Source organism: Rhodococcus sp. PAMC28707 (assembly GCF_004795915.1).
Classification (GTDB): Bacteria; Actinomycetota; Actinomycetes; order Mycobacteriales; family Mycobacteriaceae; genus Rhodococcoides.
Genome location: NZ_CP039253.1, coordinates 2,361,992 through 2,379,020 on the forward strand (window position 1 = coordinate 2,361,992; position 17,029 = coordinate 2,379,020).

At 61.2% G+C, this 17,029-nt stretch carries 16 protein-coding genes; 7 read left to right on the forward strand and 9 right to left on the reverse strand.

The annotated features are described in order from the left end of the window. Window positions 1-94: 94 nt before the first annotated feature. The 4 genes from E5720_RS10620 to E5720_RS10635 are packed head-to-tail and all read right to left on the reverse strand — an operon-like array spanning window position 95 to window position 5,572. On the reverse strand, window positions 95-943 hold the full coding sequence (locus tag E5720_RS10620; RefSeq protein WP_247596261.1) for an HAD family hydrolase: 849 nt from the start codon (window positions 941-943) through the stop codon (window positions 95-97). Further along, complete coding sequence (locus E5720_RS10625; protein ID WP_136170634.1) at window positions 940-3,267, reverse strand: phosphoribosyltransferase; 2,328 nt, start codon at window positions 3,265-3,267, stop codon at window positions 940-942. Before E5720_RS10625 ends, E5720_RS10620 begins: the two co-directional genes overlap by 4 nt. Then, window positions 3,264-4,421 carry an HpcH/HpaI aldolase/citrate lyase family protein gene (locus tag E5720_RS10630; RefSeq protein WP_136170635.1) on the reverse strand — a complete coding sequence of 386 codons (1,158 nt, stop codon included), beginning with the start codon at window positions 4,419-4,421 and terminating at the stop codon, window positions 3,264-3,266. The genes E5720_RS10625 and E5720_RS10630 overlap by 4 nt, the downstream gene beginning before the upstream one ends. A gap of 47 nt (window positions 4,422-4,468) precedes the next feature. Continuing rightward, on the reverse strand, window positions 4,469-5,572 hold the full coding sequence (locus E5720_RS10635; RefSeq protein WP_136172590.1) for a hypothetical protein: 1,104 nt from the start codon (window positions 5,570-5,572) through the stop codon (window positions 4,469-4,471). A 262-nt stretch (window positions 5,573-5,834) separates the two neighbouring features. Between E5720_RS10635 and E5720_RS10640 the strand changes: the two genes are divergently transcribed. After that, complete coding sequence (locus E5720_RS10640) at window positions 5,835-6,410, forward strand: TerD family protein (protein WP_084345828.1); 576 nt, start codon at window positions 5,835-5,837, stop codon at window positions 6,408-6,410. 108 nt (window positions 6,411-6,518) lie between these two features. After that, window positions 6,519-7,616 (forward strand): DUF475 domain-containing protein, encoded by a 1,098-nt coding sequence (locus E5720_RS10645; protein ID WP_136170636.1) that lies wholly within the window; start codon window positions 6,519-6,521, stop codon window positions 7,614-7,616. Between the two features lie 21 nt (window positions 7,617-7,637). Here the strand turns inward: E5720_RS10645 and E5720_RS10650 are convergent, their stop codons facing one another. From E5720_RS10650 to E5720_RS10665, 4 genes are all read right to left on the reverse strand, one after another. Continuing rightward, window positions 7,638-7,898 carry a LuxR C-terminal-related transcriptional regulator gene (locus tag E5720_RS10650; RefSeq protein ID WP_247596314.1) on the reverse strand — a complete coding sequence of 87 codons (261 nt, stop codon included), beginning with the start codon at window positions 7,896-7,898 and terminating at the stop codon, window positions 7,638-7,640. 224 nt (window positions 7,899-8,122) lie between these two features. Continuing rightward, window positions 8,123-8,491, reverse strand: coding sequence for a helix-turn-helix transcriptional regulator (locus E5720_RS10655; RefSeq protein WP_136170637.1), 369 nt, complete (start codon window positions 8,489-8,491; stop codon window positions 8,123-8,125). A 138-nt stretch (window positions 8,492-8,629) separates the two neighbouring features. Then, a complete protein-coding gene (locus E5720_RS10660; protein ID WP_136170638.1) occupies window positions 8,630-9,322 on the reverse strand; it encodes a response regulator transcription factor in 693 nt (230 codons plus the stop codon). A gap of 67 nt (window positions 9,323-9,389) precedes the next feature. Further along, window positions 9,390-10,808 carry a glycosyltransferase 87 family protein gene (locus E5720_RS10665; protein WP_210729849.1) on the reverse strand — a complete coding sequence of 473 codons (1,419 nt, stop codon included), beginning with the start codon at window positions 10,806-10,808 and terminating at the stop codon, window positions 9,390-9,392. A gap of 163 nt (window positions 10,809-10,971) precedes the next feature. Between E5720_RS10665 and rpsF the strand changes: the two genes are divergently transcribed. The 5 genes from rpsF to dnaB all read left to right on the forward strand — a co-directional run bounded on the left by rpsF (window position 10,972) and on the right by dnaB (window position 16,083). Beyond that, the gene (rpsF, locus tag E5720_RS10675; RefSeq protein ID WP_136170639.1) at window positions 10,972-11,259 is read left to right on the forward strand and encodes a 30S ribosomal protein S6; all 288 of its coding nucleotides are present in this window, start codon (window positions 10,972-10,974) and stop codon (window positions 11,257-11,259) included. 58 nt (window positions 11,260-11,317) lie between these two features. After that, the gene (locus E5720_RS10680; RefSeq protein WP_136170640.1) at window positions 11,318-11,872 is read left to right on the forward strand and encodes a single-stranded DNA-binding protein; all 555 of its coding nucleotides are present in this window, start codon (window positions 11,318-11,320) and stop codon (window positions 11,870-11,872) included. 44 nt (window positions 11,873-11,916) lie between these two features. Further along, window positions 11,917-12,159: a 30S ribosomal protein S18 gene (gene rpsR, locus E5720_RS10685; RefSeq protein WP_084345822.1), complete on the forward strand. Its 243-nt coding sequence runs from the start codon at window positions 11,917-11,919 to the stop codon at window positions 12,157-12,159. A 15-nt stretch (window positions 12,160-12,174) separates the two neighbouring features. Next, entirely contained in the window at window positions 12,175-12,630 is a 456-nt protein-coding gene (rplI, locus tag E5720_RS10690) for a 50S ribosomal protein L9 (protein WP_136170641.1), read from the forward strand. Between the two features lie 810 nt (window positions 12,631-13,440). Then, window positions 13,441-16,083: a replicative DNA helicase gene (dnaB, locus tag E5720_RS10695; RefSeq protein WP_136170642.1), complete on the forward strand. Its 2,643-nt coding sequence runs from the start codon at window positions 13,441-13,443 to the stop codon at window positions 16,081-16,083. A 147-nt stretch (window positions 16,084-16,230) separates the two neighbouring features. Here the strand turns inward: dnaB and E5720_RS10700 are convergent, their stop codons facing one another. Next, window positions 16,231-17,016 carry a class I SAM-dependent methyltransferase gene (locus E5720_RS10700; protein WP_168708328.1) on the reverse strand — a complete coding sequence of 262 codons (786 nt, stop codon included), beginning with the start codon at window positions 17,014-17,016 and terminating at the stop codon, window positions 16,231-16,233. Window positions 17,017-17,029 lie beyond the last annotated feature (13 nt).

The following is a 17,029-nucleotide window of genomic DNA, read 5'->3' on the forward strand; positions in this document are numbered from 1 at the left end:
CCGATTCCGCGGATGCAACACGATCCGCGCCCGTCCAGCGCCTACCTTTCGAGCCCGTTCTTCCCCAGCCCATGCCTGTACCCCCGTGTGTGCGTCAACCCCTTGCCTTGTTCGACGCAGCGGACGCACGGATGGTTCCATCGACTTCTCGAGCCGTCTCGGCATGCAGCCAGGTGAGGATCTCCTCGCCTGCGAGACCACCCGCCGACGGCGTGACCACCAACCCGTCGTGCTGGAAGTTTTTCGCTTCCAGCTCGCCGTGCCGCGGCCTGATGGACCGGTCGGCGGCGATGAGCATGTCTGCATCGAGTGCGCCGTCGCCCGCAGCAAGCGTGAGGGCCCCGACGTCGAGAACGCCGTCGTCGATGCAGCGCGCGAGAACTTCGGCGACGGCGCGATTCTTGCAGACGACGTCGGGCATCGTGTAAATCTTGCGTCCCTGTTGCGAGACGTTCCATCCACGCGCGGCACACCACGAGGACCAGTCCGCGAGAAAATCGGGCGGAACCGCTGTGGGTTCGACGACGAGGTAGCAGAAAAGATCGTCCGCAGTCCGACGCTTGAGAACCCAGTCGCCGCCCGTTCGACGCGTCAGTTCCTCGCGGACCCCGCCGAGATCGATGTCCGAGAAACCGGCGCGCCATGCACGGTCGGGTTCACCGTCGACGAGGATGTTGCCGCCGTTGCTGGTGATCGAGAACCGCCACGGCGCACCGGGCAGTGAGATTCGCTGGAATTGCTCGATAGTGCGTGTCGTCGTCGGCACCACGACGGCATCGGCAGTAAGGGTGCGGAGCGACTCGGCGGCAGCGGTGGTCATGTAGGACAGTGGCGCTCTCTCGAACATTTCGACGCAGACCACGGTGTCGTCGACCTCGAATCCCAACGCGGCTGCGGAGAAGATCATCGTTCGGTCCAGGTCGACCGCTACGAGGGTGTTCACGTGACATCCTTGATCAGGCCCATGCACGAATATGCCAGATCCGGTACCTCGAGCACCGGAACATCTCTGGCGGCAGCCAACATTCGGATATGCCGGTGCTCGGGGGCATCGAGCTCGCGCACGAGGATCCGCCATGGAATTCGACGGAGAAGTACTCGCGTGGTCTCTCCTACACCGGGTTTGACGAAATTGACATGCGAGATCCCGAACTCTTCACGGACCTTCTCCACCGAGGCCCATCCGGTCCAGGTCGGGGTGCGATCGGAGCTCGATACGGCGGTGACCGATCGGGCAACGTCCTCGCGTACCGAGTCGAATTGTGCTGACACGGTGTCGAGCAGGTGATTGGACACGTCGTCCGGTGCAAGGTCTGCGTAGTACTTGGCGCCGTGGAATTCGCCGTCGTCGATCAGGTCGCGGTTGAGGACCGTCCGGGAGACGAGACCGGAGACCGTCGAATTGAGGCAGGCAGATGCGATGAGGAAATCATCGCGCGTGCCGTAGGTCCGCGCGCAGTGGCCGGGGTCGGCCAGAACTGCGAGATCGCTGTTGAACTCTGCGCCCTCGAATGCCGCCAGTGCAGCGGTCAATTCGCGGGCGATGGCACCTTTTCCCGTCCAGCCGTCCACGAAGACGACCGACCGGGGATCATGATTGTCTGCGAGGTATTTCATTGCGACAGTATCGATTCCACGGTCGCGAACGATCGAGAGGGCATAGTGCGGCAGTTCCAGTCCGTGCGCATGGTGAGCCCAGCGGCGCATCAGGATCCCGATCGGTGTGCCTGCCCGTGCCAAGGAAGCGAGGACGATGTCGTGCCCGCGTTCGGCCAGCACGATTTCGGTGACGGTACCGACTGCGACTGCAAGACGAGAAGCACTGTCCTGCAGGACTTCTTCGAACAATTCACGGTACGCGAGATCGGGCTGAAACTCTACGGGCAGCGATTCGGCGTAGTGCGCTGTGCCGGCCTGAATTCGCTTCTCTCGCTCAACGACATCGGCTTCGAGCTCCACACCGGAGAGGTCCTTGAGTAGCCACGTCACCTCACCAGGGGCGTAGGAACCAAATGCGGGCCCGGTCAGGGGCACTGCGCGGCGCGATGCTGCGAGGGCCACCGGATCGGCACCGGTGATGACGACGATGAGGACATCGGCGCCCGACGCGGCGAGAGTGCGAGCGGCACCACCTTCGCCGAACAGACGGTCGGTATCGGCAGGCTCGTCGACCACGAGAATCAGCAACGCATTCTCCGGGCCGTCGGCGTTGTAGACGTACCGAGCCTCGGGTTCGCCGTCCTCCGGCGCCACAAACTGGAAGCCGCGACGCAGCGGATAGTCTGGTGTGTCGAGTACGTAAGCCGGTGACCGAGTGGTGGTTTGGAACAATGCCGGATGGCCACCCGCGCGGAGGATCAACGCGAGGCGAAGTGGCAGGTACATCAATTCCTCGTGACCGAGGACCACTACGGGTCTGCCGGCGGGCACGACGTTCTCGACTCGCGTGGCAACGTGAGCGATCGCGTTCTCGAAGGCCGGAGTGTCGAAGGAAAGGAAGCCGTGACGGCCGCCGTCGGGAACGGTTGCGGGCCAATTCACATCGAGGCGGGTCACGGTGCCCGCCGTCTCCACGGCAGGATTGAACGTCGGGTCCGGTAGTCCCGTCACGTCACCGACGAGTCCGTCGGCCAGTTCTACGCTGCCCTGCGCGAGGCTCACGCTGACGATGGTGACGCCGAGTTCGGTCGCGACTGCTTCGGTCTCGAGAATGTGCTCCTCGCTTCGCATGTCGACGAGCGAGGCGATCACGTAATGTGCCCGCGGAGTAACGGCGTGGACCGAGCGGATTGCTTCGAGTGCCGTTTTACCGGTGGATATCTCGTCGTCGACCAGTACGAGCGGAAGTGGGACGGCCAGGACGTCCGCGGACGTCGGCAGCAGTTTGTGATCCGTCGCGTGGGAATGGCCTTCTTGGAACTCGCCGTACACCTCGAGGCCCGGCACATCGCGACGCGTCGAATGCAGGTAGGAATATGCGTTGAGTCGCGCTGCGACGCCATGTCCCAAACCTGTTGCAGTTTCGGCGAATCCGAGCACGACGACGTCCGATCCGCCGACGGCGTCGAGTACGAGCGTTCCCAGTCGATCGGCCGCGGCGGTCACGAGTTCAGGGTCGACCGGTATGTGTTTTCCGAGTACCTCGGACACCAACAGATGTGCACGCCTGGGGTTTCGACGCAATCCGGGGCGGACGAGTTGCTCTACCGACCACTCCGAGGACGTGCCGGTGCCGGTGACTCTGATTCCGTCGGTCGGGTTGTTCATCGGTCCGCCAGAGCGGTGAGGACGTCCACGAATGTGATCTTTTCGTTGGTGACGCCGAAAGCATCGGCACGCAGCAATGTTTGGCTCGCCCAGTTGCGATGTGGTCCAAGCTCGTTCATCTTGTTACCGTAGCCCGAAGCTCGGACGCCCCCGGCGTCGGATTCCAAGATGTCGAGCGCATCGTGGTACTCCTCGTGCGTGACTGCGGAAAGTGCGTGTACGGCTGGAACGTGAGACGGGTGAATTACCGTCTTTCCTTGAATCCCGTTGGCGCGGTCCAATGCGACTTCGCGAAGGAGAGCATCGAGGTCACTGCTGACGAGCTGCTGCCGAAACCGCACTGCCCCGGGTTCGACGAACGGGGTCTGTCTGAGCATGGGACGGAACATGCGTTCGTGATCGGCGAAGTACTCCCATACCGGTCCGGTGATGACGAATCCGGTTCCGTTGTTGCGCCCGAGGTGGTTGACGATGGCGCTGATGACGTCGGCGACGACGCGGACGTCGTAGATGGTCAAGTCTCGGTCGCGGCGGATACCGAACATGCCGCACATGTCGGTGGCGCCGATGCGCACCGCGAGTACCCGTTCACTGTGTGCCAGAAGCAGTTCGCGTACCGCGACGAGTTCGGTGTCGCGAGTCTCTCGGAATACGACCTCGGCGGATTCGAGAACTGGCATCGCGAACAGTCGCTTGCCGTGCTCGCTCGAACCGGCGGCGATGGCGTCGAGGAAGGAGGCGCCGTTGGCGGCGGTGAACTTGGGCACCACGAAACCGGCGAGGGCGGCGGCACCGTGAGCGATCTCGGAACAGATTCTGCGAATGTGCTCCGGAGTACGGGCCCGGACGAACACCAACGCGGCGAGGTCCTCGTCCGCGGCCAGCTCGTCGAGAGTCCGCACGGCGTTGGTGAGAGCTTCTTCGAGATCGTGATCGGCTACGGCATCTTCGAGGTCGATCACCAAGGAGCAGACGCCCATGCGGCTGCGTTTGATCAACGTCGCGGTCAGATCGGTTCGTGTTGCCGGCATATACAGCGTCGCGCCGAGTGCCGTTGCGACACTGACGATGTCCGCGTCGACGGCAATGTTCTTGGGTGGCCGGAAGAACAGTGCGTCGTGCACTGCGGGGTCGAGATGTCGAAAGTGTTGCACCGGGCGTCCTTAGCGTTCGTGAGCAAATGAATTTTGGAGTTCGGCAATCAGCGAGCCGAGCCTCGCATCCTGTCGACAACCCCGGAAATGAAGCCCGAAATGGTATTCAGATCTTGTAGGTATGACCAGTAATCGGGGTGAGTTCCGGATAGTGCGTTGCTTGCTCTCTCGATTCGAGCCAGCTGAGCATCCAATACCGATCCCCACTCTGCAACCAGACCGCGGTTCACGGCCAACTGTTGTGCGTCTCGTAACGTGAAACGTACCGCCCGTTCCTTCTCCCGTGGGTTTGCCTTCACCGCTCGCAGCAGTTCGACTCGATCGGTGACTGCATCGACGAGGGCCTCGGCGTCGGCAAGGCGCGCGCGAGCCTGCGCGATGTAGTCGAGAGCCTGCTCGGGGTTGCCGGCGTCGGCGGCTGCCCGCGCGGCGGCGAGGTCTTCCGAGGCCTGCTCGATGTATCGGGCGCTCATGTGCTCGTTGGCCGAGAGGTCGGCCGAGCTTGCGACATTGAATTCGCGGAGCAACGTCGAGAAGGCGGGTGCGAGTCGTTCGAAGCGCGTGCGGACAGCCTCGAGGCGGGTGCGGACCGACGAGAGAGCCGAGCGTGCTTCCTTGGCCCGGGCCGGAGCGGCCTCGACTGCAGCCTCCAGCGCCGCTGCGGCCTCACGAACTGCGGCGGCGGCATTTCGGGCGCCCAGAACGTCACCTGACGTGGTGGCGCGGTCGAGGGTGGCGACGCCGGCGTCGAGTGTCTGCCATGCCGCTCGTATCGACGGGTAGTCGGTGAAGCTGTCATCGGCGGCAGCGACGGCCAACTGGGCCTTCTCGGCAAGAGCCTTGGCATCCTGAGCCAGGCGCGGGATAGCGGCGAGCGTGGAACGTGCTTGTTCGAGGTCGATTCGGTGCGCTTGGTAGAACTCGTCGACAGCGTGGCATGCCTCGCCCAGCGCACGCGTCGCCGCGCCGAATGCGTTCTGTGCTGCGGGAGTGGTGAGGCCGTCGAACTGATCCACCGCCGCCAAGTAGGCGGCCCCGGCTTCGAAACAATTTTTCTCGGTCTTGTTCCACAACGATGTTATGTCGCGTGCGGGAGTCAGTGCCCGGATTGCGTCGACACCCGTGGATGCGATCGACTGTCGTTTGTCCATGTCGAGGAAGGCAGCGACGGCGCTCTCCTGTGCTGCGCGCGCAGCAGACTCCGATCCACCTCCGCGGCGGAAGGCCCCAGGCCAGCGACTTGTCACCCGCTCGATAGTACTGACGGGAACTTCCCGCCGTGGTGTGCACGTTGCCGTAGTGCAACTGTGACAAACAGGATCGGGCCTGCGGTGTGACCGCGAGCTCCTCACAAATCGGACAGATGACCACTACGGTGGAAAGTCGTAGCGGAATCCACACGAAAGGACAGACATGGGCGTCAGCCTCAGCAAGGGCGGCAATGTTTCACTCACCAAGGCAGCTCCGAACCTGACCGCGGTCACGGTCGGACTCGGTTGGGACATTCGAACGACGACCGGAACGGACTTCGACCTCGACGCCAGCGCCATCGCGTTGAACTCGACGAAGAAGGCACTGAGCGACGGACACTTCGTGTTCTTCAACAACCTCAAGTCCCCCGACGGTTCGATCGAGCACACCGGCGACAACACCACCGGTGAGGGCGAGGGCGACGACGAGCAGATCAAGGTCGATCTTGCCGCTGTCCCGCCGGAAATCGAAACGATCACCTTCCCCGTCTCGATTTACGACGCCGACGCGCGTTCGCAGTCGTTCGGGCAGGTGCGCAACGCGTTCATTCGCGTACTGAACCAGGCCGACAACTCCGAACTCGCCCGCTACGATCTCAGCGAGGACGCCTCCACCGAGACCGCCATGGTTTTCGGTGAGCTGTACCGCAACGGTGCCGAGTGGAAGTTCCGTGCCGTCGGCCAGGGCTACGCCTCCGGTCTCGCCGGAATTGCTCGCGACTTCGGCGTGAACGTCTAGTTCATTCTTCGCAGTTGAAATAGGGGGAAATCCCGTCGCATCATTCATGATGTATCGGGGTTCTCCCCTATTTTTCGTTATTGCTCTGGAAGAGAAAGGCCACCGACAGTGGTTCTACGGATATTCGGATGGTCCATCGGAGTCACGATTGTTTCGGTGATAGTCGCCTTCCTCTACGGCGGCCTCGAGGCTGCGATTCTCGTCTTGATTCTCGGCGTGCTCGAAGTGTCGTTGTCGTTCGACAACGCGGTCATCAACGCGACCGTCCTCCGCCGGATGAGCGAATTCTGGCAGAAGATATTCTTGACCATCGGCATTATCATCGCGGTGTTCGGTATGCGGTTGCTCTTTCCTCTGGTCATCGTCTGGGCCGCATCCGGTCTCGGACCCGTCGCAGCGATTCAACTTGCACTCAATCCACCGGACAACGGTGCTGCGAACTTCCCCGACGGCAGTCCCAGCTACGAGACCCTCCTCACCGACGCGCATCCTCAGATTGCTGCGTTCGGTGGCATGTTCCTGCTGATGCTGTTCCTCGGATTCATCTTCGAAGACCGCGAGATCACCTGGCTGAGCTGGCTCGAGAAGCCGTTGGCCAAGATCGGCAAGCTCGATCAGCTCGCCGTCGTCGTGGCAGGTCTGCTGCTGGTGCTCAGCGCGGAGTTCCTCGCCGACGACGACAAAATTTCAACGGTCATGGTCGCCGGCGTGCTCGGCATGATCACGTACATCGCCGTCAACGGCCTCGGTGAGTTGTTCAATACAGACGAAGAGGGTGAAGATGCATCGGGTGGTCCGAGCGAGCTGGTCAAAGCGACCGGCAAGGCCGGGTTCTTCCTGTTCCTCTACCTCGAGGTCCTCGACGCATCGTTCTCGTTCGACGGTGTCATCGGCGCTTTCGCGATCACCGCGGACCCGATCATCATCGCGCTCGGCCTCGGATTCATCGGTGCGATGTTCGTCCGATCCATCACGGTGTTCCTGGTCCGCAAGGGCACGCTGTCCGACTATGTGTACCTCGAGCACGGTGCGCACTGGGCCATCGGCGCACTGTCGATCATTCTGCTGGTGTCGATCGGGGTGCATATCAACGAGCTGATCACCGGCTTCGTCGGAATTCTGTTCATCGGCGCTGCTCTGATCAGCAGTATCAGGCGGAACAAGAAGCTGGTCGAACAGGGCGAGGACACGAAACTCACGGTGTAACGAGTAGGCGAAAGCCCTCCGTCACCAATGGTTCAACTTGGTGTGGCCGTCCTGTAACGCGCGAGCGAACAGGGCGGCCTTCGTCGGTGCAGGCCTACCCACCACCGCGTACTTGTGTCGAATGCGAGTGAGATGCGTGTTGACGGTGCCGACAGAGATGCGGACCGTAGCTGCGGCGTCGGCTTTCGAATCCGATGAGAACCACGCGAGCATGACTTCGACTTCGCGGGCGCTGAGTGCGGGTCGGCGGTACAGGTACCCATCGAGTTCGCTGGTCGACACCGAATAGCGTGCAGACTTCGTTCCTGTATCCCGCGCAATCGTGGGTGGACGTGGCGAACTCGACAACGTGTACCTCCTGCAGTAAGAAATCCAGCACCAGAGACGTTCTTCCCCCATGCCGAGCGCCCGACCGCCCACGTCGATACTGCGCGCGCTACCCGGCATTGGAGAAGGGGTGTACCGAAATCTGTACACAATCAATACGTCGGTCGGCGCAGTTGTACCTACAGCTCCGCGATATCGATCATCCCGTCCTGTAGTGCCCGTGCCACCAGTGATGCCTTGGTGGAGGCCGAGCGGCCGACGGCCGCATATTTCGCCCGAATGCGCGTCAGGTGAGTGTTGACGGTGCCCAATGACAGAAACAGAGACTTGGCCACTTCGGTTTTGGAGTCGCAGCGTATCCAGCAGGTCAGCACCTGGATCTCGCGTCCGGTCAAGATCGGTTTAGGCAGGAACGAGCCCGCCATTCCGGCGACGGGACGATCTTGGACGGGCGGTGCGAGGCTGATCTGCGGGCGTGAAGGACGCTCGGCGATCGGTGCCGAAAGCCCGGACAAGCAGACAGCTGTGGCATCGAAACCTGTTGACATGGCGTTCTCCCCGTACTGGTGCGGTTGTGGCCTTTGCAAACCGTTTACTCGAGTTTTACAGGTGGCGGGCGGATTGTCTGCCCTCAAAAATAGGGGCATTGAATCCTTGACGACCTGGGTGATTGACTCCGTAGATCCTCAACTCACCGGCGGAACTTCCGGCATCGGAAGCCATCCGTCTTCGACAGCTCGCTTGTACAAGTCGGTTTTGGTAGGCGCGGGGCGCCCCGCCTGGGCATACTTGTTTCTGATCCGAACCAGGTAGTCGTTGACGGTCTGCTCGGAGAGCCCTGCCAGACGCGCGACGCGTCCGGCCTTCTCTCCCGATGCATACAACGCCAGTACTTCGCGCTGGCGTGGACTCAAGCCGACATCGGGCAGTTGCGGGTCGCCGTCGATAGCCGCAGCCCAATCGGTGGTGACGACCTGGCCTCCCGCGGCGGCGCGTCGGATAGCCGAGACGATGGCTGCGGCCGGCTCGGACTTGCGGACGACGCCCAGCACTCCTGCCCTCGCGGCGGACCGAACGAGAAATGGATTCTCCGCACCGGTGTAGACCAGGACCTGAGCACCTGCGGCGTGCAACTGCTCGACATTCGACCGCGGCGAAGACCCGTCACCGAGACGAAGATCGAGGACGACGAGGTCCAGCGTCCGACCTGACGCCAGAAGTTCATCGACAGTGGCAGCGACAGCTATGAGATCCAGATCCGATTGGTCGGCGAGGATGGATCGAAGGCCCAGCGCAACCGACTCGTGATCCTCGACCAAACCGATCCTGCGTCGAACATTGCCATCGGTCGGCATCGATCCCCCCGAGCCTTGCGTCATGCTCCGCCTCCGATCACGACAACTACTTCGGCTGCCTACCGACTAGTCGGAACGAGGGGTCGGTTTGTTACTGGGTCGCCGCGTTGCTCCGCGTATCGGCCTTCGACGTCCCCGTGTCGGATCCACCGCCGAGGTCGTCGGCGTCTGCCTGCTGTGTCAGCCTGGGGTTTCGTAGCCCGGCGCGGAGGAAGACGAAGAAGAAGACGACGAGCAACACTGCACGTCCCCATACGCCTACCTCGACAAAAAATTTCTCGGTCGTGCTGTCCGAACCCCCGTCCAACGCTCCGAAGTACTTGAACACCCCGATGCCCATCGACAGATCTGCCACCAAGTACGCACCGACCAAGGCCCATGGCGCGCGGAGAAGAACGAAGAACGGAACAAGCCAAAGGGTGTACTGCGGTGAGTGCACCTTGTGTAGGAGTAGGAATCCGCACAGCATCGAGCCACTGACGGCGATCCAGGGGTAGGTGTGTTCGACCTTCATCCTCCGCAAGCCGAGCCACAGTGCCAACCCGAATGCCATGAAAACAAGCAGCGGTGACAACACATCGACGGTGTCCTGGAACGACGCTTCGGCGCGCAGATAGTCCTCCGGCGTCATGGAATCGGTGATGTAGAGGTGACGCACTCCCCAATACCAAATGGAGTTGGTGGTGATATCGGCTTGGCGGAGAGTTTGGAAGGCGAACGAGGCCCGCCAACCCTCGTAGCCCAGTACGGCAAAAGGAAGGTTGATTGCGACGACGGTGCCGATTGCTGCCATTGCTACGCCGAGCGCGCCCTGAATGTCGAACCGACCTCGAACCGTGTGGGGTAGTTCGCGACCGCCGTTCCCGCCGTAGGCGACGTAGAGGAGTAGTGGCAGCACGAATGCACCCGGATACAGCTTGAGGCAAAATCCGATCGCGAGCAGAATTGCGGCCAGTATCCCTCTGGTGCGCAAAGGAATTCGGAGGGCCATGATGAATACGGCGCCGACTGCCGTTGCCACCACCGGTAGTTCCCAGTTGTGGAATGCGTAAAGCACCAGCGGAGGGCCCACCGACCACAACAGTGCAGGCTTGCCTGCAAGACGCCCGAGCATCCACGCCGTCAACAGGCCGAACGGTGCAAGCAGCGCACTCGAATAGAGCAGAAATTCTGCGTCGGTATGTGATGGGATCGCACCGAGCCACATCAAAAGACCGCTCAATACCGGATATTCGACGGTTCCCCCGGTGAGGACTCCGTTGGGCGTGATGGCACCGCTGAGGTAGGGAAAGACGTGATTGTCGATATCGCGTCCGAGCCACAAGAATTGGATATCGGAATAGCACACCCAACTGTCCTTGACGGTGTCGAAGGCGGTACTGCGACCGTTGTCGAGGAACGGAGCGACAGCGCATCGGGCCTTGTTGAAGTAGCCGAGAGTCAGGGTCACGGCACATAGGGAAACCACTGCGACCATGGTCGCCATCGACGTGCGTTGCCCTGATCGCATGAAGACAAGACTATGTTGCCGCCGACTGTGCTCTGGCATCGTCGCTTGATTTCGCAGGTCAGGGTATCGCCGTGTACCCTCCAAGGGTTGCTGACGCAACGACCCTCCTGCCACGGATAGTCCGTGGCCGTTTTCACTAGTCCACAGGAGGTGATGAGGTCTTATGCGTCATTACGAATTGATGGTCATTCTCGACCCCAACCTTGACGAGCGCACTGTCGCTCCGTCTCTCGATACGTTCCTCAACGTCGTTCGCAAGGATGGCGGCAGCGTCGACAAGGTCGATGTCTGGGGCAAGCGTCGTCTGGCCTACGAAATCCTGAAGCACGCGGATGGCATCTACGCCGTTGTGAACATCAACGCCGAGCCTGCGACTGTCAAGGAACTCGACCGCCAGCTCGGACTCAACGAGTCCGTGCTGCGCACGAAGGTCCTGCGACAGGGCAAGTAATTGTCGTTGCTCGCCTCTAGGCTGGCATCAACAATGACTTTCTACTGAAAGAGGAACCATGGCAGGCGAGACCGTCATCACCGTCGTCGGGAACTTGACGGCAGATCCAGAGCTTCGTTTCACCCCGGCCGGCGCGGCCGTGGCCAACTTCACCGTTGCGTCCACGCCCCGCACTTTCGATCGTCAGTCCAACGAATGGAAAGACGGAGACGCACTATTCATGCGCTGCAACATCTGGCGTGAAGCTGCGGAGAATGTGGCCGAGAGCTTGACCCGCGGTGCGCGAGTAGTCGTGACCGGACGGCTCAGGCAGCGTTCATATGAAACGCGTGAGGGCGAAAAGCGGACTGTCGTAGAGCTCGAGGTCGATGAGATCGGCCCATCTCTGCGCTACGCCACCGCCAAGGTCAACAAGGCCAATCGCGGTGGTGGTGGAGCAGGCGGCGGCTTCGGCGGCGGCGGCTCCGGTTCCTCAGGTGGATCAGGCGGCGGACGCCCGTCGTCCAACGCCAACTCGGCACCCAGCGGCGGAGACGACCCTTGGGGCAGTGCGCCTCAGGCGTCGGGTTCGTTCGGTGGAGCTCGCGGCGGAGACGACGAACCCCCGTTCTAGATCCTTGAAAGATCGAGAACACCCAGATGTAACGGAGAAAGACCATGCCAAAACCGCCATTGCGCGACAAGGTGCTCAAGAAGAAAGCGTGTTCCTTCTGCAAGGAAAAGGACGCGTCGATCGATTACAAGGACACGACGCTGCTGCGTAAGTACGTCAGCGACCGCGGCAAGATCCGCGCGCGTCGAGTCACCGGCAACTGCGTCCAGCATCAGCGCGACGTGGCCGTTGCCGTGAAGAATTCGCGTGAGGTTGCATTGCTTCCTTACGCCGCGACGGCACGATAGAAAGGGAGATCACTCATGAAGCTGATCCTCACCGCTGATGTTGACAACCTCGGTACGCCGGGCGACACCGTCGAGGTAAAGGACGGATACGGCCGCAACTTCCTGCTGCCCCGCAAGTTGGCCATCCTGGCCACTCGCGGAGCTGAGAAGCAGGTAGAGGGCATTCGCCGCGCTCAGGAAGCTCGTGCCGTCCGCGGACTCGAGCACGCCAACGAGCTCAAGCAGGCAATCGAAGGACTCGAGTCCGTGAAGCTGGCAGTGAAGACTGCAGGCGATTCGGGCAAGCTGTTCGGCTCGGTCACGGCTGCGGACGTCGCTTCTGCTCTCAAGGCAGCGGGCGGCCCGATCGTCGACAAGCGCAGCATCGATTTGCCGAAGGCTCACATCAAGAGCACGGGTGGCCACGACATCGTCGTCAACCTGCACCCCGATGTGACCGCAAAGTTCAAGCTGGATGTCGTCGGAAGCTGATTTGCAGCTTTCGGCCATATCGGCTGAGAAAGGCCCCACGAACTCTCGTTCGTGGGGCCTTTTCTTGTCTTGCCCGGTCTGCACGAGCGGGGCGCGGACGCGGAAGCGCTGGGGTCGCGCATGAGCCCTTGTGCCGCCCGACGTGGTCCGGTGATCACAGAGCGGGGTTGGTGTCGTCAGGTCCCTCTGGGCGGGCAGCACGGCGGTCGGAATCTGACGTCACCTGACGTCGAATCGGCGGATCTTGCCGAATGTCGAGGCCGAGATCGATGCTTCGGAAAGTCGAGTCGATAGAAGTCCCGGCCCGGATTCGTGTGTGAATCGGTAAATCTGGCACAGACCAATCCTGTTACCCGCTTTAGTGAGTGTTCCCAGACACTGTGATCTAATTCACTATCAAATTCACCTGCTGTTTACTCAACACGCCCGAGTTGTCAACTCTGGCGACACGCCGCGAATTAGTCCATACACAGGAGAGAAACTTTATGTACATGCTTCGAGCTGCCGATATAGCCAAAATTGAAAAAGTTATACCCAGGTTATCCCCAGGTGGTCAACACGGTTAGCGGGAACTATCCACAATTACTCCACAGGTTCATCCACAGGCCGTGTTGTGGCTGACGACGAGAACACCTAACGTCCCTCGAGCGTCTCTCCACCGCACAGGTGGGTGTGTTCGATGGCGGCGGCGCTCTGTACTCGGGGGTGTCGTAGTCGAGGGGTACAACTTGTTGCAGTACGTCTTGTTGCAGTACGTCGCCGGGCTAAAACGACGATGGTGATTTCCGACAGGAAGGACGGTCGAATTCGGTGGCTGTTGTAGATGATCGAGGTCAATCGAATTACTCCTCCGAGGCACCACGAGAGGCCCCAGGCGAGGACTTCGGTCGGCAGCCCCCCCAGGACATGGCGGCAGAGCAATCGGTACTGGGCGGCATGCTCCTGAGCAAGGACGCCATCGCTGACGTCCTCGAGGTGCTTCGTCCCGGCGACTTCTACCGTCCGGCTCACCAGAACATCTACGACGCCGTTCTCGACCTCTACAGCCGCGGTGAGCCCGCCGACCCCGTCACCGTCTCGGCCGAACTGGACAGGCGCGGCGAACTGAAGCGGATCGGCGGCCCGCCTTACCTGATCACGCTCACTCAGACGGTGCCGACGGCTGCCAATGCCGGCTACTACGCGGAGATCGTCGCGGAGAAGTCGATTCTGCGGCGGCTCGTGCAGGCCGGCACACGCATCGTTCAGTTCGGCTACGCCGGAGCCGACGGCCAGGATGTGGCCGAGGTGGTCGACCGGGCGCAGGCCGAGGTCTACGAGGTCACCGAGCGTCGCACTTCGGAGGACTTCATCCCCCTCGAAGAGCTACTCCAGCCGACCATGGACGAGATCGACTCGATCGCCAGTCGAGGAGGAATTTCGCTCGGTGTCCCCACCGGATTCGCGGAACTCGACGAAATCACCAACGGTCTTCACCCAGGTCAGATGATTATTGTTGCCGCACGTCCTGGCGTGGGCAAGGCATTGGCACTCGATACTCCCCTGCCTACGCCCGATGGCTGGACCACCATGGGTGAAGTGATGGTGGGTGACCAACTGATCGATGCCCACGGCAGGCCCACCCGCGTCGTTGCAACCACCGACGTCATGGTCGACCGCCCGTGCTTCGAACTCGAGTTCTCCGACGGCACAGTGATCGTTGCAGACGCGCAGCACCAGTGGTTGACAGATACTCGCGCGTCACGGAAGTCCGCCCAGGCCGCTGCAGTCGGATACAACCGCACGCGCAATCAGCGAACTTTTGCTGAAGTACGCACAACCGAAGAGATTGCTCGGACGGCTCGCTGCAACACCAAAGACGCTCGCATCAACCACTCGGTGGTTAATGCCGAGGCCTTGCAGCTCCCCGAGCGCGAACTGTTGGTGCCGCCGTATACGTTGGGCGCTTGGCTCGGCGACGGTACCTCTGCGTGCGCTCAGATCACGAGCGCTGATCCCGAGATCATCACTCGTATCGAGGGCGAAGGCTTAGAGGTGACGAAGTCGAGCTCTGCTGCGCTGCGATACAAGATTCAGTTACCGGCTGAGACCGTGGATTCGAAAGACTGCGTCGTATGCGGGAAGGAGTTCGTTCCGTTTCCGTTGAATGTTCGTACGTGCGGGCAGTCGTGTGGCGGCAAAGCGCGTTTCATGTCAGAACCGGTAGCAGCTCCAACCTGTGTCGACTGTGGAGAACGGACCACTGGGCTGCGTCGCTGCCAGATCTGCTGGAATACGGTCGGAACGGTTCGGGCGCGCCTGCGGACTATTGGAGTACTCGGCGACAAGCACATCCCGAGCGAGTACCTGCGTGCCTCTGAAAGTCAACGTCGAGCACTCCTCGCGGGCCTGCTCGATACCGATGGAACGGTGACCGCTGGCGGGTCGGCTCAGTTCTGCGTGACCAGTGAGCGTCTTGTCAAGGGTGTTCGCGAACTCGTCGCCAGCCTCGGCTATCGCGTGCAGATGTCGACGAAACGAGTAAAGGGGCGTAGCGAGGCGTCGTCGACGGCCTATGCCTTGACCTTCGCGACCGATGACGTGGTATTCGGTTTGCATCGAAAGCAGATACTGCACAAGGAGCGTCGCGCAGCGAGCTCGTCTGTACGCTCCGGATCTCGCTTCATCGTCAACGTCCGCAAGGTCGACTCCGTTCCAGTGCGTTGCGTCGAGGTCGACAATGCCGATCACCTCTACCTGGCCAGTGAGTCGATGATCCCGACGCACAACTCAACAATTTCGATGGATTTCATGCGTTCGTGCTCCATAAAGCACGGCATGCCAAGTGTCATTTTTTCGCTGGAAATGAGCCGCACCGAGATTGTGATGCGACTGCTGTCGGCCGAGGCCGGAATCAAGCTCGGCGACATGCGCTCCGGAAAGATGACCGACGAAGACTGGACTCGTCTGGCGCGTCGTATGAGTGAGATCAGTGAAGCGCCGTTGTTCGTCGACGACTCACCGAACCTCACGATGATGGAGATCCGTGCCAAAGCCCGTCGTCTCAAGCAGCGCAACGGCCTGAAACTCATTGTGGTGGACTATCTTCAGCTGATGTCGTCCGGCAAGAAGGTCGAGTCGAGGCAGCAGGAAGTTTCGGACTTCTCCCGCCAGCTCAAGCTGTTGGCCAAGGAACTCGAATGTCCCGTGGTTGCGGTGTGTCAGCTCAACCGTGGCCCGGAACAGCGAACCGACAAGAAGCCTATGGTGTCCGATCTTCGTGAGTCCGGCTCGTTGGAGCAGGACGCCGACATGGTCATCCTGCTGCACCGTCCCGACGCGATCGAGCGTGACGACCCCCGCGGCGGCGAGGCCGACCTGATTCTAGGCAAGCACCGTAACGGTCCGACCGCGACAATCACTGTGGCGCACCAGCTTCACCTGTCCAGGTTTGTGGATATGGCGCGGGGGTAGTTTTTGTCGCTGTCGATTTGCGCCGAAGATTAGCCAGATGCGACGCCAGATTTGCGAGGTTGGTGGCGGAGGATCCGCGTCTGACGTGGGTCCGTTCAGCTCCGCTGTTCGGAATTTGGCCGGACCACCCACACGGGAACACCCGATTCAGGGTCGGATGTCGTCTATCGGGACCGATTGACGACGTCCGACATACAGATCAGTGCGATACGGGATAACGATGCGGCCGAGTGGGCGAACCAGTTCAGCAACGTCGTTCAGCGCTGTTCGCCGTGCTGCTTCTGGAAGATTGGCAACCCAACTCCACGATGCCACCTGGGCGAGAAAAGCATCGTGCCCGAGTGACTGTTCGTGCGTCGCATTGGTGTGCTGGAGGGTCTCGAACAAACGAGTGCTCTCGAGTGCCTTCTGCCAAGTGACGCCGGCCGGGTACTCGCCTGCCGACTCCTTGTGGTGCGAAAGTATGCGCCGGAGGTCCTCCAGCCAGGGCGTGGTGTCCACCGTCCATATGGGTGTGTTCCACAAAAGCCCGAGACCTCCCGAGGGTTTGAGGACTCGGGCGATTTCGCTGGTAGCCGTTGCTGTTTCGAACCAGTGGAAAGCTTCGCCGACAACGACTACATCGACGTCTGAGTCCGGCAGTGGAATGGACTCAGCGGTCCCGTCGAGCACCGTGATGCCAGGCATAGTTGTCTTGATTCGTTCGCGCATCCCATGCACGGGCTCGACCGCGATTACGCTGCCGACGCGGCTGCGGAACAACCGAGAGAGCTGCCCGGTTCCTGCGGCGAGGTCGAGGACTCGACTGCCAATGCTGAGTTCTAGGTCAGTGAAAATTCGGTCGATCGACACATCGGCGTACGTCGGTCGTCCAGTCTCGTAGTCCTCTGCGACCGCGCGGAACCCGGAAGCCGCGCGGGAATCGACGCCCATATGGGGACGATAG